The sequence below is a fragment of the Paenibacillus sp. FSL R10-2736 genome (assembly GCF_038000245.1).
Classification (GTDB): domain Bacteria; phylum Bacillota; class Bacilli; order Paenibacillales; family Paenibacillaceae; genus Paenibacillus_AQ; species Paenibacillus_AQ phytohabitans.
Map to the genome: position 1 here is coordinate 1,412,816 of NZ_JBBOBN010000001.1, position 25,647 is coordinate 1,438,462.

General features: G+C 56.2%; 14 protein-coding genes. 12 read left to right on the top strand and 2 right to left on the bottom strand.

What is annotated here, in order from left to right; translation table 11 throughout:
• Positions 1 to 93: 93 nt before the first annotated feature.
• Positions 94 to 1,260: an acyltransferase family protein gene (locus tag NSQ73_RS06085; protein ID WP_340985731.1), complete on the bottom strand. Its 1,167-nt coding sequence runs from the start codon at positions 1,258 to 1,260 to the stop codon at positions 94 to 96.
• Positions 1,261 to 1,643: 383 nt separating this feature from the next.
• On the opposite strand from NSQ73_RS06085, the gene NSQ73_RS06090 reads away from it, so the two are divergent.
• From NSQ73_RS06090 to NSQ73_RS06105, 4 genes are all read left to right on the top strand, one after another.
• The gene (locus tag NSQ73_RS06090) at positions 1,644 to 3,896 is read left to right on the top strand and encodes an Ig-like domain-containing protein (protein WP_340985732.1); all 2,253 of its coding nucleotides are present in this window, start codon (positions 1,644 to 1,646) and stop codon (positions 3,894 to 3,896) included.
• Between the two features lie 176 nt (positions 3,897 to 4,072).
• A complete protein-coding gene (locus NSQ73_RS06095; protein WP_340985733.1) occupies positions 4,073 to 4,642 on the top strand; it encodes an ECF-type riboflavin transporter substrate-binding protein in 570 nt (189 codons plus the stop codon).
• A 97-nt stretch (positions 4,643 to 4,739) separates the two neighbouring features.
• Positions 4,740 to 6,446 (top strand): ABC transporter ATP-binding protein, encoded by a 1,707-nt coding sequence (locus NSQ73_RS06100; protein ID WP_340985734.1) that lies wholly within the window; start codon positions 4,740 to 4,742, stop codon positions 6,444 to 6,446.
• Positions 6,443 to 7,270 (top strand): energy-coupling factor transporter transmembrane component T family protein, encoded by an 828-nt coding sequence (locus NSQ73_RS06105; RefSeq protein WP_039300828.1) that lies wholly within the window; start codon positions 6,443 to 6,445, stop codon positions 7,268 to 7,270. Before NSQ73_RS06100 ends, NSQ73_RS06105 begins: the two co-directional genes overlap by 4 nt.
• 88 nt (positions 7,271 to 7,358) lie before the next feature.
• On the opposite strand, the gene NSQ73_RS06110 is transcribed toward NSQ73_RS06105, so the two are convergent.
• Complete coding sequence (locus NSQ73_RS06110; protein ID WP_340989203.1) at positions 7,359 to 8,348, bottom strand: Na/Pi cotransporter family protein; 990 nt, start codon at positions 8,346 to 8,348, stop codon at positions 7,359 to 7,361.
• A gap of 102 nt (positions 8,349 to 8,450) precedes the next feature.
• Between NSQ73_RS06110 and NSQ73_RS06115 the strand changes: the two genes are divergently transcribed.
• The 8 genes from NSQ73_RS06115 (at position 8,451) to NSQ73_RS06150 (ending at position 25,493) form a co-directional block, all read left to right on the top strand.
• Entirely contained in the window at positions 8,451 to 9,851 is a 1,401-nt protein-coding gene (locus NSQ73_RS06115; protein WP_340985735.1) for a class I SAM-dependent rRNA methyltransferase, read from the top strand.
• Between the two features lie 770 nt (positions 9,852 to 10,621).
• Positions 10,622 to 14,206 (top strand): helicase-exonuclease AddAB subunit AddB, encoded by a 3,585-nt coding sequence (gene addB / locus NSQ73_RS06120; RefSeq protein ID WP_340985736.1) that lies wholly within the window; start codon positions 10,622 to 10,624, stop codon positions 14,204 to 14,206.
• Complete coding sequence (locus tag NSQ73_RS06125) at positions 14,203 to 18,393, top strand: UvrD-helicase domain-containing protein (RefSeq protein WP_340985737.1); 4,191 nt, start codon at positions 14,203 to 14,205, stop codon at positions 18,391 to 18,393. The genes addB and NSQ73_RS06125 overlap by 4 nt, the downstream gene beginning before the upstream one ends.
• Before the next feature lie 738 nt (positions 18,394 to 19,131).
• Positions 19,132 to 20,322 carry an exonuclease SbcCD subunit D gene (locus tag NSQ73_RS06130; protein WP_340985738.1) on the top strand — a complete coding sequence of 397 codons (1,191 nt, stop codon included), beginning with the start codon at positions 19,132 to 19,134 and terminating at the stop codon, positions 20,320 to 20,322.
• Entirely contained in the window at positions 20,319 to 23,756 is a 3,438-nt protein-coding gene (locus tag NSQ73_RS06135; RefSeq protein WP_340985739.1) for an SMC family ATPase, read from the top strand. The genes NSQ73_RS06130 and NSQ73_RS06135 overlap by 4 nt, the downstream gene beginning before the upstream one ends.
• Positions 23,757 to 24,362: 606 nt before the next feature.
• Positions 24,363 to 24,722, top strand: a complete 360-nt coding sequence (locus NSQ73_RS06140; protein WP_042139435.1) for a histidine triad nucleotide-binding protein — start codon at positions 24,363 to 24,365, stop codon at positions 24,720 to 24,722.
• A gap of 138 nt (positions 24,723 to 24,860) precedes the next feature.
• Complete coding sequence (rpsU, locus tag NSQ73_RS06145; protein WP_005547957.1) at positions 24,861 to 25,034, top strand: 30S ribosomal protein S21; 174 nt, start codon at positions 24,861 to 24,863, stop codon at positions 25,032 to 25,034.
• A 15-nt stretch (positions 25,035 to 25,049) separates the two neighbouring features.
• The gene (locus tag NSQ73_RS06150; RefSeq protein WP_039310385.1) at positions 25,050 to 25,493 is read left to right on the top strand and encodes a GatB/YqeY domain-containing protein; all 444 of its coding nucleotides are present in this window, start codon (positions 25,050 to 25,052) and stop codon (positions 25,491 to 25,493) included.
• Positions 25,494 to 25,647: the final 154 nt, after the last annotated feature.

Here is a 25,647-nt window from a genome sequence, read left to right on the forward strand (position 1 = left end):
GAGCCGGTAACGGCTCTAAGGGCTCCCCCTTTTTGCTTCCTGATCGATAGCTGACTAGTCTACTGACCCAAACCGCCTGCCGGTATCAAGAAATCAGATCTGCTGCGTCACAGCCTCAGCTTCAGGTGCCTTGTGCAGCGCGGAACGTCCCGCCCGGGGTCTGGTGACATAGCTGCTGAGATGCCGTCCGAGAGCCATAGCCGGCTTCTCCACCCCATAATAGCTTGCTGTAGCCGCCAGAATGCTAAGAGCCAGTGTAAGCAGGCCGAACAGCCAGTAGGGGATATAAGGCTGGATGGTGTAGGCCAGAGTGAGGAATACGATGAAATGGTAGAGATAGAGACTGTATGAGATTTTACCAAGGAAGCTGATGAAGTTCAGCGAGAGCAGCTTGATCAGCTGCGCTGAAGTAAGTGCCAGGATGATGAAGAATGCCACAGCCAGAGTGATCCCATAGTCGTCGATAACGCGGTTGAACGGCAGATGAATTTTGTCGGAGAGGAGACGGGAGTAGGCATAGAGCAGGATGGCTGCGGCCAGGCCGGCCGCCTTGTACAGCTGTCCGGCACGCCGGCAGAGGCTCATCAGTTCAGTTCTGTGCTTGGCCAGCAAGGCGCCGATGATGAAGAACGAGGTGTAATAGACGGTGTCCAGATATGAAGTGTGGAATCCTCTGCTGGACTCCAGGCCGAAGATATCATTGGCTGCGCTGGCCATGTTCAGCAGGAGGCAAATGAGCAGATTGAACACCAGGCCGCGCCTGAGCACTAGGAGCATTAACAGCGGGAAAATCAGGGAGATCCGCATCTCATGGAGCAGAGACCAGATGACGGTATTGTAGGCGTTGGTATTGAAGTTAGTGAGCAGCGTCAGATGCTCGGCAATCAGCCGGAGGCTGAACCCGTTCTGCCAGAAAAAGTAGAAGAATGAGCCTACCTGACTCTCTGACTTGTTATGCAGCAGGCTGGCGGCGAGGATAGCAAGAATCAGAGCCGCAAGATAGGGAAGATAGATCCGGCAGATCCGTTTGATGATGTAGGCGGAATATGGGGCAGTTTTGCCACTCAGGAACGGTAGGGCGAGTACGAAACCGCTAAGGATGAAAAAGAGGATGACGGCCTGATGTCCGCCGATGAAGATCCGGGCCGGGGAATAATAGAATACAGCCGGCAATACCGGAGCAGACTGCCACAGATGATGAAGCACAACAGACAGTGAAGCCAGTCCGCGTATGGAATCCAGTTGAGCAAGCCGCTTCATGATAATCCTCCTCTGCATTTTTATCCGCGAACCCTAATGAATGATCATACGCAATACACTGTTATAGGAAGTTGGCAGAGACTCTCATTGAAGTAAATGCGGATGGGGAGATACATAGAGTGAGGATGTTATAAAATACCATATCGAAAATGTAAATTTCAGACAATGGTGCAAATTAGGTATTTTATCTACTACCTTTGGCGGTTGCCTGCCGGACTAAATGTATAGATATAGAGCACAATTTTTATAGTTATAAAGACCTGAATTCAGCAGAAACTGAAAATTAACTGAAAATGGGGTAAAGACTTGGGCTCCATTTGTCGATATAGTGGAAGAGTGTGGTAAAAGACCACCGATAATAAGACCGTCTAAGGAGAGAACAGATGACCGTGTACAGGAAAATGACAAAAACGCTCCTCATTATGATATTGCTCGTTGCTGCAGCTTTTCCGGTAAACGTCTTTGCCGCTGCTGGAGACATCAACTCTATTGAAATCGACAGCTCTGACAAAATAGAGCTAACCGTTGGCCAGACACCGAAGCAGCTTAAGGTATACGCCAATGTAGAAGGCTCTTCCTCCAAGAGGGATGTGACGGCATCCGCCACATGGACCTCCTCCAAGAATGAAGTTGTCAGCGTAATTAACGGTCAGATCAAGCCGCTTACTTACGGGACGGCAATGATTACAGCTACTTATAGTAATAATGCGGTAGATACTGTTGAGGTATCTGTTACGTATCCGTATAAAGATCTGACACTGAAACGCAGCACGGAGGGCAGCTATAAACTAGGAGACAAAGAAGCCTCACTCCTGGTTACCGCAACGGCCAAGGGCGGCGAATCAGCCACTGAAGAGAAAAATGTGACGAAGGACGCCGACTGGAGCAGCTCGAATTCAGGCGTACTGACAATTACAGAGGGTAAGATTACGCTGGTTGGCGAAGGAACGGCGACAGTTACTGCCAAGTACAAGGGATTAACCGAGACTTTCAAGGCGGTTGTGGAGCTTCCTTATTCGGCAATCATGCTTAAAGACAAAGTGAGCGGTGCGGAAGTCAAAGAGCTTGAAATGCTGGTTGGAGACAACCCGGTGCAGCTGAAAGCAGTAACCAAAGCTACAGCGGTGAGTGATGAGCTCCCTATCGAGAAAGAGGCAGATTGGAGCAGCTCAAGCGAGAGCGTAGCTACAGTAAAAGACGGCATGATTACTATTCATGGCGTGGGTAAGGCTGTCATTACAGCAAGCTACCTGGGTGTGGAACAGTCCGTTGACGTCTATGTGCGGGCGCCTTATGAAGCGCTCCTGCTGACACCATCCGGCGACCAGTCCATTTTCCTGGGAGAAAGTCTAAATGTAACGGCAAAGATGCGTAATGCGGTCAATTCGACCACGAACGAAACGGCGTCAGCTACCTGGACCTCGGACAACCTGATGGCAGCTACGGTAGTTGCCAATGTTACCGATGCCAGCAATGCTTTTGCTACAGTGACAGGCAAAGCGGTAGGAACTTCTGTCATCAAAGCAGATCACCTCGGAATCAGCAAAACCTTCAAGGTAACGGTCTATCCAACCCTGACGGAGCTGACCCTCGAGAAGACAGAACAGGAAATATACACAGCAGACTCCGCCGGCTTGCCGAAGGTAAGCGGAACGAAGTATGACGGAACCAAGCTGGATATCAGCGATGAAATCGAGTGGACCTCCGCCAATGAAGAGATTGTCTCGATTAAGGACGGGAAGCTTACCGGCGGTAAGGCAGGTACGGCTACCCTGACGGGCAAGATCAAAGCAGGTGCAGTAACTGCAGGTTCTGCTACTGCGATCCGCTCCAAGACCGTTGAGCTCAAAGTTACAGTTAAGAATAAAGTGCTTGTCCTGATTGGACCGGAAGATGCACTGGGTCTGGTCATCGGTGAAGAAACGCCGCTCCCGGCGGTTCAGGCCGTACTGGAGAACGGTGATGAGCTCGATGTGACAGACACTATTGTCTGGGAACTGGGCGGAAGCAACGCGGTTCTCAAGCAATCGGCAGCTGCCAAGACCATTAAAGGTCTGGTCAAAGGCTCGGCAACACTCAAAGGTACGTATTCCAATAAGACGATCAGTGTTCCGGTAACGATTGAGCAGAAGGTTGTGAAGCTCGTCGTAGAACCGGCTGTGCTTGAGATGAATATCAAAGGCTCCAAGACGATTAAGGTCACCGGATACTTCTCAAACGGCAAAACTGCGAACTTCTCGGGCGGAATGAACTGGGTTTCGTCAAATCCGGATGTGGCTTCTGTGAAGGGAACGTCGGTTAAAGCAATCGCTGAAGGTACAGCAACCTTGAATGGCTCTTACCAGGGAATTCCGGCTACTGTCAAAATCTCAGTGGTGCCGAAGCTAATGAAGATTACGGTCAGTGAGAATAAGCTGAGCCTTGCACCGGGTGCAGGCAAAAGCGTAGTTGTAACCGCATTGTATGATACAGGGAAGAGTGCTATTGTCACAGGAAGCGTAGTCTGGACCAGTTCCAAGCCTTCTGTGGCTAAAGTGAATTCCTCCGGGCAGATTACAGCGGTAAGCAAAGGAACCACTTCGGTTAAAGGCAAGCTGGGTACCAAGACAGTGACGGTATCTGTTTCAGTGAAATAGTACTGTACTGGATGCTGCTATTAGTAAGATCATTAGACCTGGACATTGCCTCTGCGGCGGTGTTCAGGTTTTTTATGTATAAACGGTACGGATATAAATTTGCTCTCCCCTATAGTAATCCCGAGTAAACCGATGTATAATTCGGAAAAAGCGTACTATAAAGTCCATTAAGGGAGATGAAGCAGGTGGCTAAGCACAAGGCATTATCCATTCAAACGATTGTGGCAATCGGCATCGGTTCGCCGTTGTTCGTAATACTGGGGAGGTTCGGCTCCATTCCTTCGGGTATTCCGAATACCAACATTGAGACTACATATGCACTTCTGGCACTGTTTGCGCTTCTATACGGACCGGTTGCGGGGCTCTTCATCGGACTGATCGGGCACATACTGAAGGATGCGATATTCTATGGCTCCCCTTGGTTCAGCTGGGTCATCTCCTCGGGACTGGTCGGACTGATTATCGGGCTGCTGGCAGCCAGAATAGCGATCAGGGATGGGGAGTTCGGCCGGAAGGAGATCCTTGCCTTCAATCTCGCGCAGATTATTGCCAACGCCATTGCCTGGTTCCTGGTAGCGCCGGTGCTGGACATTCTCATCTACGCGGAACCGGCTAACAAGGTCTTCACCCAGGGGCTGATCGCCGGGGCGTCCAACATCGTAACGGTGGCGGTCATCGGAACACTGCTCGCTATAGCCTACTCCAAGACGAGAACGAAACAGGGTAGCCTGAAAAGACTGCAATAATATATAATTCAAACAGAAAGGCCGGTGCCCGTCACCGGCCTTTCTGTTTGAGCGGGTCAGTTAGGATACGTAAATCAGCATATGAGGAAGGGTACCCATGAGCAAAACGGTTATAGAATTCACCGATTTCACCTTTAAATACCGGGCCCAGCAGGAACCTACACTGCATAAGATTAACCTGAAAATTCATGAAGGCGAGAAGATTCTGATTGTCGGGCCCTCCGGGTCAGGCAAAAGCACCTTGGCCCATTGCATCAATGGCCTGATTCCTTTTGCGTATCCGGGCGAAATAAGCGGTACTCTTACCGTTAAAGGAACAGACACGAAGGAGCTGGGGATTGCCGGCCTGTCGGAGGTGGTGGGGACTGTGCTGCAGGACCCGGACGGGCAGTTTGTCGGCCTGACCGTAGGCGAGGATATTGCCTTCAGTCTGGAGAATGCAGCGGTTCCGGTGCAGGAGATGCATGAGCGGGTAGAAGCTGCGGCAAGAGCGGTCGATATTCAGGAGCTGCTGTCAGCCTCTCCGCAGGAGCTGTCCGGCGGACAGAAGCAGAAGACCATGCTGGCCGGCGTGCTGGTCAGCAATGTGGATGTCCTGCTGTTCGATGAGCCGCTGGCCAGCCTGGACCCCTATACGGGAACCGGGGCGATTGAGCTGATCGACCGGGTGCAGCGTGAGACCGGCAATACGGTCATTATTATCGAGCACCGGCTGGAGGAAGTGCTGCACCGGCCGGTGGACCGGATCATTGTCATGAATGAAGGAGTGATTGCGGCGGACCTGCCGGCTGCGCAGCTGCTGAGTTCACCGCTGCTTGCAGAGTCAGGCCTCCGGGAGCCGCTCTATCTTACCGCGCTCAAATATGCCGGCTGTGAAATTACGCCGGAGATGAACCCGCAGCATCTGGACGAAATCAGGCTGGAGACCGGAGCTGCCAGGCTCCGCGCCTGGTATGAGGCAAGCGAAGTACCGCAGAAGGAGGAAGCGGCACCTGTGCTGCTCGAGCTGAGGGATCTTTCTTTTGGGTATGACAAGCAGGCTCCGGTGCTGCAGGGACTGTCTTTCAGCGTCCGCCGCGGCGAGATGCTCTGTATTGCCGGGAGGAACGGTGCGGGCAAATCAACGGTGTCGAAGCTGATTTGCGGGTTCTACAAGCCGTCAGCGGGAAGTATTCTTCTGAACGGGCGGGATCTGGCAGCGGATACGATCAAGGAGCGGGCAGAGCATATCGGCTTCGTGATGCAGAATCCGAATCATATGATCTCCATGACGCTGATCTATGACGAGGTTGCCCTCGGACTTAAGCTGCGGGGCTTCGCGGAAGAAGAGATACGCGGCCGGGTACGTAAGGTGCTCCGGATTTGCGGACTGTATGAGTTCCGCGAATGGCCGGTTTCAGCGCTCAGCTACGGGCAGAAGAAACGGGTGACCATTGCCTCCATCCTGGTGCTGGAGCCGGAGGTGCTCCTTCTGGATGAACCCACCGCCGGACAGGATTACCGGCACTATAACGAGATTATGGAGTTTCTGCGCGGACTCGGCAGCACCGGGATTACGGTGATCATGATTACGCATGACATGCACCTGATGCTGGAGTATGCAGAGCGGACAATTGTGCTGGCGGAGGGCAGGAAGCTGGCGGATGCCCGGCCGGAGGTGATTCTGACGGATCGGGATATTGTGGGCAGCGCCAACCTGAAGGAGACATCACTGTTTGCTCTGGCAGTGAAGGCGGGACTTAACCAGCCGGTGGAATTTGTCCGGCGGTTTATCGAATATGACAGGGGGAACCGGCGCGGATGAAAGCTAAGATGCTAACCTATACCAGGCAGGATTCTCCGGTGCACCGGCTGACGGGGGCAACGAAGCTGATTATTTTTGCCGTGTGGTCGGTCTCTGCCATGATTACCTACGATACCCGCTGCCTGCTGCTGATGCTGCTCTTCAGCCTGGCCGTCTTCCGCATTTCACGGGTCCGGTTTCAGGACTATGCCTTTGTGCTCTACTTCATTCTGCTCTTCTTCCTGCTGAATCACATCGCGATCTTTGCCTTCTCACCGCTGGAAGGTACACGCATCTACGGCACCCGGCATGATCTGCTGCATCTCGCCGGACGTTATACGCTGACGGCGGAGCAGCTTTTCTATCAATTCAATATCGCTCTGAAGTATGCCGTGGTCATTCCGATGGCGCTGCTGTTCCTGCTGACGACAGATCCGAGTGAATTCGCCGCCTCGCTTAACCGGGTCGGGGTCAATTACAAGATCGCTTATTCTGTTTCGCTGGCCTTGCGCTATATCCCCGACATCCAGCAGGATTATGAGAACATCTCATTCTCGGCACAGGCGCGGGGCATTGATATTTCCCGCAAGGAGAAGCTGCCTAAGCGGCTGAAGAACATTGTATCCATTCTGCTGCCGCTGATTCTGACCAGTATCGAGCGGATCGAGAAGATCAGCACCGCAATGGAGCTGCGCGGCTTCGGAACAGGCCGTAGCCGGACCTGGTACCGGGCCCGGCCGTTTACCCGCAGCGACTATGCTGCGCTGTGTCTGATGGTGGGGATAGCCGCAGCCGCGACGATTATTACTTTTTATGACGGCTCGCGGTTTTATAGTATTTTCTGAGGGGGATGCTGGAAGTGGAGCTTCCGTAGAACTGCGGGGCGGATTGAAGTATAATAAGACAGTTGTAATCCTGGCCGGACGGTATGGATTAGAGCTGAAGCCGCTGCTCCAGCCTGGTCCATACGGGCAGGTAGCACAGCGGCAGTACCCCTAGCGAGCACACAACATTGAAGATGGTCTGGGCATGGGCGAGCTGTGCGGCAGGTCCGCCGCCGATCCAGGCAGAGAGTGACTGGAGCGGTCCGATGAAGGGCAGGAAGAGCAGGGCGCCGCCGACATTGAGCGCCACATGCGACCAGGCAACGAATACGCCGGACGGCGTGCTGCCGATGGCGGCGATTACGGCCGTGACACAGGTGCCGATATTCGCGCCCAGCACGATGGCGATTCCCAGCTCCGGTGGCATGACGCCGCTGGTCGCGAGGCCCATCGCCATGCCGATCACCGCGGCGCTGCTGTGCACCATCGCGGTCAGCACGGCACCTGCTGCCAGTCCCCACAGTGCGCTTGTGGCGGCATGCCCGAGGAACCAGCGGAACAATTCGCTGCCTTCAAGGGCGGGGCCGACCGACTGCATGACCGCGATGCCCCACAGGACCAGGGCGAAGCCGGCCACCGCGAGGCAGATGAATTGCAGCGGCCCGGAGATCCGGCGGCAGGCTTCAACCAGCCGCCATGCCTGCGGGGATAGCTCGCCGGCCATCACTGCGGCCGCCCAGAGGCATAGCGCGGCAGCCAGCAGCGGTGCCGCCATTGTGCTGATCTGCAGGCTGATCAGCTCTGTAGTCAGGCAGGTGCCGATGTTGCTGCCGAGGATAATGCCCAGCGTTCGGGCATACGTCAGCAGCCCGGCATTGACCATGCCGATGGTCAGCACGGTTACGGCCGTGCTGCTCTGCAGCAGTGCGGACAGCAGGCTGCTGGCAATCAGGCCTTTTGCCGGTGTAGAGGTTGCCTTATGCAGACTCCGGATTAGCAGCGGGCCGGCGAGCCTCGACAATGAGGCTTCCATCACCTTCATGCCGGCGAGAAATATGACAAGGCCATAAATGACAGGGAACAGCAGGTCACGGATCATAAGGACAGGCTCCTTTTTGGACGGGGGTTGTACACCAATATATGAAGGCATTGCATGGGACATGTATACAAATCGAACAACAAGAACAGGGAGTTGAAGTCATTGGCATCGGTAATTCTGGAACGAAACCGTAAGAAAAGACTGGAGCAGGGACATCCGTGGGTCTACGCCAGCGAAGTGGCCTCGGTAGACGGAGAGCCGCAGGCAGGGGGACTAGTGGATGTGCTGAATCACCAGGGACGTTATCTGGCCACGGGTTATTACAATCCGGCCTCGCAGATCCGGGTAAGAATTCTGTCGCAGAGTAAGCTTGCGGCGATGGATACGGCATTTTTTGCCGGCCGGTTCGCAAACGCTTTGCAGCACAGGGAGCGTTTCCTGCCGGGTGCGGATGCTTACCGCCTGGTGTACGGGGAAGCGGATTTCCTGCCGGGGCTGATCATCGACCGCTTCGGGGAGGTTCTCGTCGTACAGCTGCTGACACTGGCGATGGATCAGCACCGCTCCGAGATTGTAGAAGCGCTGGTGCAGGTCATGGCGCCGCGCGGTATTTATGAGCGCAGTGATGTCAGCGTCCGCGAGCTGGAAGGCCTTGAGCAGACTACAGGCGTACTCTACGGGGAATGCCCGCGCCACATCACGGTAAGCGAGAATGGACTGAAGGTCATTGTCGATATTGAAGAAGGCCAAAAGACAGGCTACTTCTTCGATCAGCGCGAGAACAGAGCCTCCATCGCTCCGCTCATGAAGGGCTGGGGCGGGCGCAGCGGAATTACGCTGCAGGAGGTAGCGGCAGAGGACGGATCGCTCCAGATGCTGCCGGTCAACAAAAGCGGCAAGCCGGTCACCTTCCCGTTCTGGGACGGCGCAACCGTGCTGGAATGCTTCGCGCACACCGGCAGCTTCACCCTGCATGCCTGCAAATACGGCGCCAAGAAGGTAACCTGCCTTGATGTGTCCGCGCATGCAATTGAGAGTGCAAAAGCCAATGTGGAGATCAACGGATTCACCGACCGGGTGGAATTTGTAGTGGATGATGCGTTTGCCTTCCTGCGCAATCAGGTTAAGGGGCTGGAAGAACGCTCTGAGCGGGCGACAGGTCCGGCGGCAGAGAGCAAACCCGGCGCTAAGCCGGCTGCCAAGGCGGATACCGCGAAGCCGATGACGGCAGGCGGCGGACGTACCTGGGATGTCGTTATTCTTGATCCCCCCGCTTTTGCCAAGACCAAAAGTGCTGTAGCAGGCGCTGTCCGCGGCTACAAGGATATCAATCTGCATGGCATGAAGCTGGTCAATGAAGGCGGATATCTGGTTACGGCCAGCTGCTCGTACCATATGCAGCCGCAGCTGTTCCTGGAGACCATTCAGGAAGCGGCCAAGGATGCCGGCAAAGTGCTCCGGCTGATCGAGTGGCGGGCCGCAGGCAAGGATCACCCGCAGATCCTCGGCGTGGACGAAGGGCATTATCTGAAGTTTGCCATCTTTGAAGTGCGCAGCAAATAATGATGTTAGTTCAAGCCGGAAGGCTTGTTCGGGAGAGTCTCAGCTACTGAGGCTCTCTTTTTTCTTACTGGGAGGTTGCTGTGCACTGTAACAGGGAACCGTCAGCAGAGCGAAGCGGACTGAGAAGCTCCTATTTCTCCAAAAAACCTCAGAATGGGGCTTAAGCGGACTGAGTCCGTTATGTTGCCGGCTGGATTCCATTAGGAGCTCTGACTGGTCCCTTAGCGGAATCTGAGTCCGTTTGCCCGGCGAATCCGCCTGATCTGCTCATATAACGGAATTTCAGTCCGCTTCCCGGCTGGGGATCATGAACTACGCAGAGGAATCGCGCTGGGTGCTGCCTGCACTTGAGCCGGAATTAGCAGAGGAGTGACTCTGCTGATTTAATTGGATTTTCTCCATTTAATAATCCGGTTTATCCTTCCGGATTGATGCTAGATGGATTTATGACACTTAATTCTGCGGCTATCCCGGTTATATATCCGATCCGGCTAAATAATACACTCCATTCAGGCTCTCCCGACCAGCTGATCCATGGCTCCGGGAGAGTCTTCTTTGTTGTTGACCTTGGTTGCTGTGGCCTTTAAAAAAGCGGCAGGTATTTGCAAACAATGGCAAACGTACGTTCTGGAGCGCGCGGTGGAGGTATGCTATACTATTGGGACGAGATTATTCATAGATTCTGATATTCATCAGGCAATCCGCTTCTGTGTGTGCAGCAGCAGGGCGGCCTGCATTCTAATTCTCCGCCACGGAAGGAGTCTGCTGATATGACGGTTAACTTTTTGATCGGACGCTCGGGCAGCGGCAAGACAACTACAATATGGGAGACGGTATCCTCACGGCTGAAGACAGAGCCGCTTGGAGCGCCGATAATTATACTTGTCCCTGAACAGGGATCATTCGGTGCGGAGCGCGGTCTGTTGGCTGCGGGCAACGTGAAGGGCAGCATCCGCGCCCAGACACTCAGCTTCTCGCGGCTGGCCTACCGGGTGAAGCAGGAGACCGGCGGCAGCGCGAGTCTGCCAATCAGCGAGGAAGGCAAGAAGATGCTGATCTATAAGATCGTCAACCGGCGCAAGGAGGAACTGAAGCTGTTCGGCGCCTCCTCGGACCGGCCAGGATTCGTGGAACGGCTCAGCGACCTGCACACGGAGCTCAAGCGCTGCTGCCTTGGAGCAGGTGACCTCGAAGAACAGCTCGGCAGAATGCGGGATGCCCTGGGAGGAAGACCGATTCTGGCCGGCAAGCTGGAAGATCTGCACCTGGTCTTCAGTGAGCTGGAGCAGGAAATGTCACAGCTCTACATGGATCAGGAGGACAGGCTGGCTGAGCTGGCTGAGCATATTCAGGATTCCGGCTATATCCGGGGAGCCGAGATTTGGGTAGACGGGTTCCATGGGTTTACCAATCAGGAATTCATCGTACTGCGTGAGCTTATGCAATATGCTTCGGGGGTGACCATTGCCCTGACGCTGGACCGGATCTATCCCGCAGGCCAGGTGCCGCATGAGCTGGAGCTGTTTCACCCGGCTGCGGTTACATATATCAAGCTGCGGGGTATGGCCGAGGAGATGGGCCTTACAGTCTGGGACCAGCTTCTGGCCCCGCCTGTACTTCCAAGGTTCAAGGAGAGTCCGGCTCTAGCCCATCTGGAGCGCGGATTCCAGCGACGGCTGCGCTGGAACGGGGCGGCCGGGCAAGTGGAGGAGGCAGTCAGTATCCGGGCTGCGGCCTCCCGCCGGACCGAGGTTGAAGGCGTGCTGCGCGAGATGCTTAGCCTGGCCAGAGATTCAGGGGCCAAGTTTGGTGAGATGGCTGTATTCATGCGGAATATGAGTGATTATGAGCCGCTGATTGCTCCGCTGTTCCAGGACTTCGGCGTTCCGTTCTTCCTGGACCAGAAGCTGAATGAGCTGCATCATCCGCTGGTGGAATTCATCCGTTCCGCTCTGGATGTAGTCCGCCGCCGCTGGCGCTATGAGGATGTGTTCCGCTGCGTGAAGACCGAGCTGCTGCTTCCGCTGGACGGAAGCATTACGCGCGCCAATATGGATGAACTGGAGAATTACGTGCTGGCCTGCGGTATTCACGGGTACCGGTGGACTGACGGCCGTTCCTGGAAAGGTATTCCCCGCCTCTCGCTGGAGGGGAGTGAGGCCGTAGATGAAGCCATGCTGGCCAGAATGGAAGCCTGCCGGAGCGCGATCACAGGACCGCTGCAGGCTTTTGAGCAGAGGGTCAAAGCCAGCCGCAGTGGCCTGGAGCTGTGCAGAGCCGTATATCTGCTGCTTGAGGACACAGAGGCGGCGCGCAAGCTGGAACGGATGGGGGCGGAGTCTCTGGAGCAGGGACGCCCGGAAGCTGCCCGTGAGCATAACCAGCTGTGGGGGGCTGTGCTGGATCTGCTCGATCAGATTGCCGAGATGATGGGCAAGGAAAGAATGGAATTTGAGCTGTTCGCCGGCGTACTGGAAACAGGGCTGGCTGAGCTCAAGATGGGGCTTGTCCCGCCTGCCCTTGATCAGGTGCTGGTCGGAACGATGGACCGTACGCGGGTGTCGGGCGTGAAGTATGCCTTCCTGCTGGGCTTCAATGAAGGTGTGGTTCCGGCGCAGTTCAAGGAAGACGGGATCTTGTCCGAGGGAGAGCGTCTGCTGCTGGAGAATGCCGGTATGGAGCTCGCCCCCGGTTCATCCCGCAAGCTGCTGGATGAGCGCTTCCTGATCTACAATGCGCTTACAACTGCCAGCAGGAAGCTGTGGATTAGTTACGCAACGGCTGATGATGAAGGCAAAGCGCTGCTGCCCTCGGAGATTATCCGCCAGCTGCAGGGCATGTTCCCTGAAGGGCTGGATGAGAAGCATCTGTCAGGATTCCCCCAGGGAGGGGAAGCAGCTGAAGACAGCATGTCTGCACAAACGGAAGCGGTCCACATGAATTTTATCGGCCATCCTGAGCAAACCCTCCGCATGCTGATGCTTCAGCTCCGGCAGTGGCGCCAGGGGGTAGAGATTCCCCGCTTGTGGTGGGATGTCTATAACTGGTTTGCGGCCGATGGACATGCGGACAAACCGGTGAACACACAGGCAGCGGCAGATGGGCAGGCGGAAGTCTCAATGAAGCTGCAGCTTGAACGGCTGCTGGGCTCGCTGTTCTACCGCAACGAAGGGATCAGGCTGAAGCGGGAGACCAGCCTGCGGCTGTACGGCGGCTCCACACTGCGCGGCAGCGTGTCGCGCATGGAGAAATTTGTCGCCTGCTCCTTCTCTCATTTCGCTTCTTACGGGCTAAGGCTGAAGGAACGCCAGCTCTATAAGCTCCAGGCCCCGGATATCGGGCAGCTGTTCCATGCGGCTCTAAGCCAAATGGCGCAGCGGCTGCAGAAGGAGGGCCGCAGCTGGGGCAGTATGACGGCCGAGGAATGCCGCCGTGAGGCGGGTGAGACGGTAGACCGTCTGTCCCCGCTGCTGCAGGGCGAAATTCTGATGAGCAGCAAACGTTACAGCTATATCTCACGCAAGCTGAAGAATATTGTCGGCCGCGCTTCAGTGATCCTCGGCGAGCATTCGCGCAGGGGGAGCTTCGAGCCGGTCGGGCTGGAGCTGGATTTCGGTCCCGGGAAGGATCTGCCTCCGCTGAGAATTACACTGCCGAACGGCTGCGTAATGGAGGTGGTCGGCCGGATTGACCGTGTGGATATGGCTGAAGGCGAGCAGGGTATTCTGCTGCGGGTCATTGACTACAAATCAAGCCAGAAGGATCTCAAGCTGCACGAGGTCTACTATGGATTGTCGCTGCAAATGCTGACCTATCTTGATGTGCTGCTCACCTATTCCGAGCAATGGCTTGGCCAGGCTGCACTCCCGGCAGGCGCGCTCTATTTCCATGTTCATGATCCGCTGCTGACCTCAGCCAACGGAATGAACCGGGAGCAGGCGGAGCAGGAGCTGATGAAGCGCTTCAAAATGAAGGGTCTGCTGACGGCTGACCGTGAAGTGGTCTCACTGATGGATACCACACTCGACAAAGGCTATTCCTCTATTGTTCCGGTAGCGCTGAAGAGCGACGGCAGCTTCTACAGCAGCGCGTCTGTAGCCACCCCGGAGCAATGGGGTCAGCTGCTGTCTTCAGTGCGGAGCACGATTTCGGATATCGGTACGCGTATTACGGAAGGCGATGTGGCTATTCAGCCTTACCGCATCCAGCAGGAGACTGCCTGTACCTTCTGCTCCTTCCGCCCGGTCTGCCAGTTCGACGAGGCTGTGGAGGGCAATGGCTACAATAATCTGAGTAAGCCTGGCAAAGACGTAATCTGGGATCTGCTGTCCCGCAAAGGAGGAGAAAAATTGTGAGCATACATCCTGTAACGGAAGCGAAGCCGGAAGGGAGTCTGTGGAGTGACGACCAGTGGCGCGCCATTGCCGAGAGCGGCAGCGATATTCTCGTCGCGGCAGCAGCGGGTTCCGGTAAAACTGCTGTACTCGTGGAGCGCATTATCCGCAAAATCAGCAATGAGGAAGCAGGCTTCAGCGTGGACCGGCTGCTGGTAGCGACATTCACCAAGGCTGCAGCCTCCGAGATGCGGCAGCGGATCCGGGAGGCGCTGGAGCGCAAGCTGGAAGAGGACACAAGCGGTGAGAACGAATATCTGCGCCGCCAGCTTGCTCTGCTGGGCAGAGCCTCTATTACTACGCTGCATTCCTTCTGTCTTGAAGTGATCCGCCGGTATTATCAGCTGATTCCGATTGATCCGGGCTTCCGTATACTCAATGAGCATGAAGCGGAAATGATGCGCCAGGAGCTGCTGGAAGAGCTGATGGAGGAGAAATACGGTGAGGTCACTGAAGACGGGGAAGATAGCGTATTTGTCCGGCTTGTGGACTGGTTCAGTGGGGAGCGCAGTGATGACGCCGTGCATTCGCTGATTCAGCGGCTGCATGATTTCGCGCGCAGTCATCCCTGGCCGGCACAGTGGCTACGGGATACGGCTGCTGATTTCTCACTGCCGGATACGGAGTCCTTGAGCCATACCCCTTGGGTACAGAGCATTCTCGCCGAGGCCAGGCTGACGCTGGATGGTGCCATCAGCCAGCTGCTGCAGGCCCGCGAGATCGCGCTTCAACCCGGCGGACCGGCTCCCTATGCGGATAACCTGACGGCCGATCTGGATATGGCGCAGGGATTACGGGATGCGGTAGAATCGCAGCCATGGGCTGAACTCTATGATATTTTCATGGAAATCTCTTTCGGCAAGCTGAAGCCCTGCAAGAAGGATGCAACCGATCCCGGCCTGCAGGAGAGTGTTAAGGCAATCCGGGATCAAGTGAAGAAGAGCTTGCTGGAGCTGCAGAAATCCTTGTTCGGGCGTCCGGCGGAGTCTTTCCTGGGTGAACTTCATGAAGCGGCACCGCTGATGCGCGAGCTGGCGGAGACGGTGATCGGATTCGGTGAACGTTACCGGCTGGAGAAGGCGGGCCGGGGGCTGGTGGATTTCAGTGATCTGGAGCATTACTGCCTGCAGATCCTGAGGCATCCGGACTCGCTTCCGGGGCATTCCCTGCCTTCGGATGCGGCGATGGAATACCGCAGCCAGTTCGATGAGGTGCTGCTGGATGAATATCAGGATACCAACAGCGTACAGGAGGAGATCGTCCGGCTGATCTCCCGTGAGTTCCCCGGCAACCGCTTTATGGTCGGGGATATGAAGCAGAGTATCTACCGCTTCCGCCTGGCTGAGCCGGGGTTGTTCCTGGACAAATACCGCAGGTTCAGCGCTGGGCCGTCTGCTGGCGGTAACGGCAGCGGCCTGCTTGCCGGTGAAACGGATCCCCGGACTGAAGCCAGTCCCGGGCAGAACGATAATGGCGGCGGTTCGGTCATCGATCTGGCCCGCAATTTCCGCAGCCGGCTGGAGGTTGTGAATGCCGTAAATATGGTTTTCCGGCAGATCATGGACAGCAATGTCGCGGAGATAAGCTATGACGAGCGCGCAGAGCTGGTCTATGGAGCCAACTTCCCGGGAGCGGCGGAGAAAGGGCCGGATACTTATTTTGCGCCGGAGCTGCTGCTGATTGATAAGGGGACCTCTGCATCCGGTCAGCCGGAGGAAACCGGGGAGGACGATGAGCTGCCCCAGCAGGAGAATGAGGCAGTAGAGAGTGAGACTGCACAGCTGGAAGCACGGGCCATTGCCCGGCGCATCTCGCAGATGACAGGAATGACCGGCGGGGAACCGCTGCTGATCTATGATAAGGCACTGCGGATCATGCGTCCGGTAGTATACGGTGATATCGTCATCCTGCTGCGTTCCGCCCGTGTGTGGACGCCGCTGATGATTGAAGAGCTGCGGAATGAAGGCATTCCGGCATACGGCGACCAGAACAAGGGGTACTTCCAGGCTACCGAGGTGGAGATCGCCCTCTCGCTGCTGCAGATTGTCGATAATCCCCGCCAGGATATTCCGCTGGCCGGTGTACTGCGCTCGCCGGTGGTGAATCTGCGCGAGGAGGAACTGGCCAAGGTGCGCCTATGCAGCACCGGAACGTTCTATGACGCGCTGGTTGCGGCATCCGAAGCTGGGAATATACCGGGGGACAATCCTCCGGAGATGGATTCAGCGGGAGCTGCCCTGCGGGTGGAGCAAGCCGGCGATGCAGGCGGTGATTTAACGGCAGAGACTGCTGCCGCGTATGATCTTTTTACAACATCAGAGCAAGAGACTCTGCTTGAAGACAGGGCTGCCGAGACAGAAGCCTCTGCGGCGCTGACGGCTATTTATCCGCAGCTGCGGATGAAGCTGAAGACGTTCCGGGATATGCTGGAGGACTGGAGAAACGCCGCCCGGCAGGGAAGCTTAAGCGAACTAATCTGGCGTATTTACCGGGAAAGCGGATATCTGGAATGGGTTGGCGGACTTCCCGGCGGATTTCAGCGCCAGAACAATTTGAAGGCATTGTATGACCGGGCTGTTCAGTTCGAGAATGAGACCTCGGCCAGAGGCTTGTTCCGCTTCCTCGTGTTTATCTCACGGCTGAGAGAGAACGGCGGGGATCTGGGGGTGGCCGGAGGCAGCAGCGAGGAGGCTGGCGGCGTCCGGATTATGACGATCCACAAGTCCAAGGGTCTGGAGTTCCCGGTTGTATTCCTGGCCGGCATGGCCAAAATGTTCAACCGCCAGGATCTGCATTCCCCGTTCCTGATGCATAAGGAACTCGGCTTCGGCCCCCGCTTCGTGGAGAGGGAGACACGGGTCAGTTACCCGACGCTGCCTTACCTGGCCATCAACCGCCGTTCACGGCTGGAGCTGCTGGCTGAGGAGATGCGCGTGCTCTATGTCGGACTGACCCGCCCGCGCGACAAAATGATCCTGGTAGGCACGGTCCGCGATTTGCCGCGCACAGTATCCGGCTGGACTGCTATGCAGGGCCGGGAAGAGCTGCTCCTGGCAGACCATCTGCTGGCCCGGGGCCGCAGCTATCTGGATTGGGTGGGACCGGCGCTGATCCGCCATCCCGCAGCCGCTATTCTCCGCAAGCTTGCGGGTAGTGAAGGCACGGTATCCACAGTGCTTCACGGCGATGAGTCCAACTGGAGCATATCGGTGCTCGGCGCTGCGGAGCTTGGCTCCGGATCTTTTCTGGCAGCAGACGGTGACAGTGACAAGAATGAAGAACGCCGTATAGCGCTTGAGGCGCTCCGCCAGGGCAGGACTGTGCCTTCGCTGGGAACTGCCTCAGCAGGGCAGATTGCTGACAGGCTGCAGTGGACCTATCCGTATGCGGCTGCTTCCGGCATTCCCGCCAAAACATCGGTGACCGAGCTGAAGGCACTGCTGTCCATGCAGGACCAGCCCTCCCTTGATTTGCTGGAGGAAACCTATATTCCCGGGGAGCAGAACACAAGAAGCGGCGGTACCGGATATGGGGACAGCCTGCATCTGCAGCGCCCGAAATTTATGGAAAAGCGGGGACTTACCCCTGCTGAGCGCGGAACCGCGTATCATACAGTTATGCAGCATATTCCGCTGGATGAGCCGGTGGACCGGTCTGTTCTCGAGGCTACACTTGCACGACTTGAACGGCTAGCCATACTCAGCAAGGAGCAGGCAGACGCGGTTGAACTGGGCGAAGTAGAGGATTTCTGTACTAGTGAACTGGGCCGCAGACTCTTTAAGTCTTCCTGGAAGACCAGAGAGCAGCCTTTCAGCTATAGCGTTCCTGCAAACGAGGCTTACCAGGGGCTGGCATACCTGGACGAAGCGGCAGCGGGACTTCCGGCTGACGGCGCCAGCGGAGCTTTTAATGAGACCGTTCTGATTCAAGGGGTAATCGATTGTCTGTTCCGGGAGGATGGGCGCCTGATTCTGCTCGATTACAAAACAGATTTCGTCCCGGTGCAAGAGGGCGGGCTCGAATCGCTGACTGAGAAATACCGCTTCCAGCTGGAGCTGTACAGCAAGGCGCTGCTTGATATTCTGGGCGAGCCGGTCAGCGAGGTCTGGTTGTACTTTTTCGATGGCGGACATGCTGTGAGGCTGTGAGAATAGGGGATTAAGAGGCTAAGAGGCTAAGGATTCTCATAGACTTAGAGATTAAGAGAATGAGAGATGTAACATATATAGGTTGAACATGAAAGTATATAGACAGGGGAACGTGGCGGGGAACCATTTTGGAATATAGGAGCGCCAGCGTCTGCCGTTGTCTGCGGATTTCCACCGTGAACAGCGGAATATTTCAAGAAATCTGCAGACGGGCAACGGCCGGAGGGCGAAGTGTTCTCTGGAGTCACGATATAGTTAGAGCGGATAGACTGACGAAGAGTTGCTATATAGACAGCGCTTAGACTGTAAACAAACAAGTAACCGGCCACCGCTATTCTGTCACTCTACTCGGAATCTTTTGATTTTTATACCTGATTTGTTAGTGGCAGAAAAGAAATAAAAGCCTTACGTTTACGCTGCACAGGAGCAAATGTTGTACGTTATACAACTTGAATTCTTATATTCATAGCTATTCGAAAGATTGTTGTACGAAATACAATAATTCTCCTTCTAATCCGCTTGGAGAAGCAGAAATGCTGCCTTTTATACAACAATTCTGGTTTAGGATCGATATTATGAGGAAAATGTTGTATTTCGTGCAGGATTTCAACAAAATACGCGGATGGTCAACACATATGGAAGATTACTAACTTTTGCTCTGGCTACAGCAGCAAGAAATCCAAACATCTATATATAAATCTATGATTGCCGCAGACAGGCGGGGAAAAGAGGGCGGAAATGCGCATATTGCACACGGGAGACTGGCATCTGGGGCGGACGCTGGAGGGCAGAAGCCGGCAGAAGGAGCAGGAGCAGTTCGTGGATGAGCTGGTGGGGATTGCAGATTCCTCCGGAGCGGATCTGATTCTGATGGCGGGAGATGTCTACGATTCGGTCAATCCTCCGGCTGCGGCGGAGCAGCTGTTCTACGAGGCTGCGGCCAGACTGACAGCAGGCGGCAGGCCGCTGGTTGTCATTTCGGGCAATCATGATCAGCCGGAGCGCGTAGCTTCCGTGTCTCCGCTTGTCCGCAGACAGGGGATTACGCTGGTAGGGATGCCGACCTCAGAGCCGGTGACGGTGCATGCTGCAAGAACCGGTGAGATTGCCAAAATCGCTGCGCTCCCTTACCCCTCTGAAGCCCGGCTTGGCGAGCTGCTCGCCGGTGACGGCGGAGAGGCTGAGCTGCGGCTGGCTTATAGCGCACGTGTCGGCAGGCTGATGAATCTGCTCGGCCGGGAGTTCTCGCCGCAGACCGTCAATCTGGCGATGAGCCATATTTATGTGCTGGGGGGTGTGGAGAGTCGGGATTCTGAACGGCCGATTCAGGTCGGCGGCGCCTATACGGTTGATCCTTCGGACCTTTGTTGCGGGGCGCAATATACGGCGCTTGGCCATCTTCACCGCGCCCAGCGGGTCAAGGGCGAGGGGATGATCCGCTACAGCGGCTCGCCGCTGGCGTACAGCTTTTCTGAGGCAGGGCAGGCCAAGTCGCTGGCGATGATTGACGTTGCTCCCGGCGGGGAGCCGGTGTTCGAGGAGATCTATCTGCGCTGCGGGCGTCCGCTGGTGAACTGGAGGTCTGCGGGCGGATTGGAGGAGGTCTACCGCTGGCTGGATGAAGGCAAGGATGCGGGGGCGTTCATCGATCTGGAGCTACGTCTGACGGAAGCGATGTCGATGAACGATATCCAGCGGCTGCGCAAGTCTCGGGAAGGCATTGTACATATCCGTCCGGTTTATCCGCAGATGGAGCAGGAGCTGGAAGAGATGGCACGTTCACGCATGCCTGTGCAGGAATTGTTCCGCAAGTTCTACCAGCGCCAGACGGGCGGCGCGGAACCGGATGACAGCCTGATTGAGCTGTTCCTGGAGCTGGCTGAAGAAGAACGGCAGGAATCTGCGGAAGAGGAGGAGATGCTTAAATGAAGCCGATACTACTGAAACTATCCGGACTGCAAAGCTATAGAGAGCAGCAGGAAATAGATTTTACCAGTCTTACCGAGACCGGGCTGTTCGGGATCTTTGGTCCGACCGGCAGCGGCAAATCCAGTCTGCTGGATGCGATCACGCTGGCAATGTACGGGAAAGTGGAGCGCGCAGTGAACGGGACTCAAGGGATTATGAACCATTCTGAGGACCAGCTCAGTGTAGCCTTCACCTTCGAGCTGACCTCTTCTTCCGGAGCGCGGCGTTACCGGGTGGAACGCAAATTTAAGCGGACCGGAGAGCAAACGGTCAGCAATACGATCAGCCGGTTCATCGAGGTCAAGGATGACGGCGATGTTGTGATGGCCGATAAGCTCGCGGATGTTACCCGCTGTGTGGAAGAGCATATCGGGCTGAAGATGGATGACTTCACCCGGGCGGTAGTGCTGCCGCAGGGCAAATTCGCCGAGTTCCTGTCCCTGCGCGGTGTAGACCGCAGGCAGATGCTTCAGCGGCTGTTTCATCTGGAGCAATACGGGGATGGGCTGGCCCTTAAGCTTAGCCGCCGCGTCAAAGAGAACGAGGCGGCACTGCGCGCGCTGGAGGCCGAGCAGCAGGGACTGGGCAGCGCGGGCAAGGCAGACGTGGAAGCGGCAGCTGTCCGGGTGCAGGAGGCAGTCCGGCATGCGGAAGAATGCCGCAAGCGGCTCACGGAAGCGGCGGCGCGCGCAGAGCGCTTCGCCCGCATCCGCGAGCTGCAGGAGGAGCAGGCCCGCCGGGGGCAGCAGCGGCAGGCTCTACAAGCCCAGGAGGAGCAGATTCTCCTCCTGGAGCAGAAGCTCGGCAAGGCTGACGATGCCGAGAAAAGACTGCCCGCGCTGAAGGCCTGGCGCAGCGCGGAAGAGGCCTGGAAGAGCCGCCATGCCCGCGCGGAGGGCCTGGAGGCTCTGGCCTCCGCCGCCGGTCAGGAGGCGGCGGTAAAGGCGGAGGCGGAAGCAGCGGCACAGGCCGCGCTTACCGCCGGGGAGCCGGCCCTCCGGCAGGAGGAGGGCCTGTTCCGCCGCGCGCTCGAGCTGGAAGCCGAGCTCGGCGGGCTGCGCCGGGAGCGCGCGGCGCTGCTGGCGCGCCAGGACGAAGCCGCCCGGGGCCTTGCCGCCGGGCGGGAGAGCCTGGCCCGGGAGCGTGAGCTTTTGGCCCGTGGCCAAAAGAAACAGCACGAGCTGCAGCAGAGCCTGCAGCCGCTCGCGGTCCGCTCCCAGGAGCGGCAGTCTCTGCAGGAAGCCATGCAGAGACTGCAAGGGCTGCGGGCTGCCGAGCTCCAGCGGGAGTCGGCAGCCCGCGAGCACCGCGAGCGCGCAGCGGTGCTCGCTGCGGCGCAGGCGCGGCTGGCCGCTGCTTCTTCGCGGCGGCAGACGCTTGGTGCCGGGCGCGGGGAGCTGCTTGCCGCAGCTGCCCTGCACCAGGAAGAGCTGCTTGCGGCCGAAGGTGCAGCGGGAGCCGCTGCCGGCCGCCTGGAGCAGCACACCAGCGCGCTTGAAGCTGCGCTGAAGGAGCAGGAGGTTCACAGGCTCTCGCTGGCGCTCGCCCGTGAACTCCAGGAGGGTGTGCCCTGCCCGGTGTGCGGCAGCCAGCACCATCCCTCCCCTGCGCTTAATCAGGAGCAGGGGGAACATGAAGAGCTGGACCAACGGCTCCGCCATGTCCGCGTTCTGGCCCGGCAGGCGCTGGAGACGCGCCATTTGTTCCGCAGCCTGCTGGAGCAGGACGGATCATGGCTTGTCCAGCTGGGCGGAGCAGCGTCCGAAGAGGCGATGGAGCAGTCTGCTGCCACTGCTGCCGGTATGGAGCAGCAGACTGCTGTTAACTCAACCGCCCGCGACTCACTTGCAGCCGCAGACATTCCGGATGAGGCAGCATTATCCGGTCTGAATGCCCGGCTGTCCTCGCTGAAGGCACGCTCCGGAGAATTGCGGCGTGCGGCTGCAGACTGGCAGCGCTCCATGCAGGAGCTGGAGCAGCTGTATCACAAGGAAGCGGCCGGTGCCGAAGCCGAGCAGGCCTGGGTGCAGGGACTGGCTGCCAAGGCGGAGGAACTTGCTGCCTCGGCGAATAAGCTTAGGGAAGAATGGAACGGGCTCTTTCCGGAGCTTGCGCCTGAGGAGGCGGAGAAAGCTTATCAGGAGCTGCTCGCCAAGGATGAGCGGGCCGAGGAAATCCGCAGCAGGCTGGAGATCAGCGTCAAGTTCCTGGACGAGAAGAGTCTAGCTGTACAGACGCTGCAGGAGCAGCTGGCCGGGCTCGACAAGGAACTCGCACAGTGGGACGCTCAGCTAGAAGGCAAAGAAGCGCTTGCGCGTGACAAAGAGCAGCTGCTCCGGGAATGGACCGGCGGACGTCCGCCGGCGGCACTGCTGGCGGAATGCGAGCGCAGGCTGCTGGAGCTTCAGACTGCGCTTGAACGCAGCCGGCAGGAGCACCGCCAGGCGGCGGATAACGCCCAGCAGCAGACCCGGGAAGCAGCGGTTGCCCGTCAGGCGGCAGAGTCTGCCCATGAGCATTATACGGCAGCCGACTCCCAGTGGAAGGAGGCGCTGCAGACTTCGGCGTTTACTTCAGCCGCTGAGGTTGAAGCCGCGTCGCTGGAGACCTCTGAGCGGGCACAGGCGGCAGAACGGGTGCGGGCTCACCGCGAGGAGGAAGCGGAGTGTGCATTGCAGCTGCGGAGCATAGAGGAGAAGCTGGATGGTGCTATGCTTAGCGGTGAGGAGTGGCAGGAGAGCCAGGAGTCACTGCAGAAGTGCAGGGAAGAGGATGAGAGTTCACTTCAGGCCCGCGCACGTGCGGAGCGTGATCTGGAGGATCTGCAGCAGCGGCACATCCGCTGGATGGAGCTTGAAGGCCAGCGGGCAGGACATGCTGCTATGCAGGAACGCTTGTCCAAGCTGCAGACGGTGCTGCGCGGCAACGCCTTTGTGGAATATATAGCAGAAGAACAGCTGATGCAGGTATGTCAGGCTGCCTCACAGCGCCTGCGTTTCCTGAGCAAGCAGCGTTATGCGCTGGAAGTGGACTCCGGCGGAGGTTTTGTCATCCGTGATGACGGGAACGGCGGTATGAAACGGCCGGTCTCCACGCTTTCCGGCGGAGAGACTTTCCTGACCTCCCTTGCGCTGGCATTAGCCCTGTCAGCCCAGATTCAGCTGCGCGGACAATACCCGCTGCAATTCTTTTTCCTGGATGAGGGTTTCGGTACATTGGACCCGGATCTGCTCGATACCGTGATAACCTCACTGGAAAGATTGCACAATGACCAGCTGTCCGTAGGCATCATCAGCCATGTTCCCGAGCTTCGTGCCCGTCTGCCGCGCAAGCTGATTGTAGTTCCTGCAGAGCAGGGCGGCGGAGGTTCAACCATTCTTTTGGAAAAAATGTGAAAGGCGGGGTTGAATGTGACAACGATCACAGATACACCTTCAACCCCCTGTTATAATACAGCTAAGCCGACATCATTTGAAACACCTCGGCGGACGTATGACAGGGAATTTGTTCCTTCTCATACGTCCGCCGCCGAAGCAGCTCCTATGAGCTGTGAAGGGTGTTTCTTTTTTTTTGTCTTTTTTTGAATAAGAATTTCTAAGCTTTACACCCTCGCTCCACCGCACCAGAATTATGCTGCCTGTTATAATACAGCCTTGTCCTCCTTTTCTTATTTCATTTTCTTCTCCCTGGGGCACCTTTATGCTTGGACTCCACCTTTCGTTATCGTTCAATTTCCTGTATGATTAGAGCCATAAACTATATTTGTCGCGAAGCGGATCAGGCCGGAATAACCAACAGATTCAGGCTAATGCGCCCCGCCGGCCAAAAGCTGAGCTAATGATTACAGGGCAAGCCCCTGTGAGCGGTGGATTTTTATGAAGTGGAAATGGCCGTGAATACGCCTGTTTTTACAATATAAGGATTGCCGGTGCTACAGATTTTACCGCGGAAAGTGCCGGATGCAAGCTTCTGCATCACAAATTTTGGGGAGGAAGCGTTGTATGGAAACTGTGTTCAGCAAAATTATCGAAGGTTCGATCCCGGCGAGCAAAGTATTCGAAAATGAGCGGATTCTGGCGTTCTACGATATTGAGCCTGCAGCCCCTGTGCATGTGCTGATCATCCCGAAGAAGTTTATCGCTTCGATGAATGATGTCACGCCTGAAGACCTGCCGCTGATCGGCGAGATCCATGCTGTAGCGCAGCAAATTGCGGTAGAACTGGGAATCGCTGATTCCGGATACCGGCTGATTAACAACTGCGGACCGGACAGCGGACAAGCGGTGCCACATCTGCATTATCATCTGCTGGGCGGAGCCAAACTCGGTGCCCTCGTCGGGAATTCTGCTTCCCACGCATAATCATGAATTCAATAAAACAGACCGGCTAAAAAATAATAACACGAAGGTTGACACCTTATTTAGGTTTGACCTATAATGAAATTTGATGAACCGTGTTGTTATGCTCTTGGACGGTCTGGTCGGAGGGAGGGAAAACTGGTGTCTGAAACGAAAGTTCGCAAAAACGAGACAATTGATGCTGCACTTCGTCGCTTTAAACGTTCCATTGCTAAAGATGGTGTCTTGGCTGAGGTGAAGAAACGCAAGCATTATGAGAAGCCAAGCGTAAAGCGCAAGAAGAAGTCTGAGGCTGCTCGTAAGAGAAAGTTTTAGGAGGATTACCCACGCATGAATCTTAGCGAACGATTAAACGAAGATATGAAGCAAGCGATGAAGAGTAAGGACAAGTTCAGACTCTCCACCATTCGAATGGTTCGTTCTACAATAAAGTATCTTGAAATAGATTTGAAGAGAACATTAGACGACAACGAAGTGCTTGATATCCTTAGTCGTGAAATCAAACAGCGCAAAGATGCCCTCCAAGAATTTGAAGCAGCGGGTCGCGAAGAGCTTGCCGCGAGTACTAAGGCAGAAATCGAGATTATCATTCAATATCTTCCTGAACAGCTTTCCGAAGAAGAAATTAAAGTAATTGTACAGCAGACCATCCAGGAAACCGGTGCTTCTTCGAAAAGTGAAATGGGTAAGGTGATGAGCGCACTGATGCCTAAGGTCAAAGGTCGCGCCGATGGTAAACTCGTGAACCAGGCGGTTCAGCAATTTCTGCAATAATATAACGCTAGCACCCCTTTAATTAGGGGTGTTTTTCGTTATGTGGAGTGTTGCGGACTCCAAGTAGTAATAGCTTCGGATGCAGCAGCTTACATAATAAAAATATCAGCTTCTTTATTACCTCTATTAACATAAACCTCTCTAAACCTTTCTA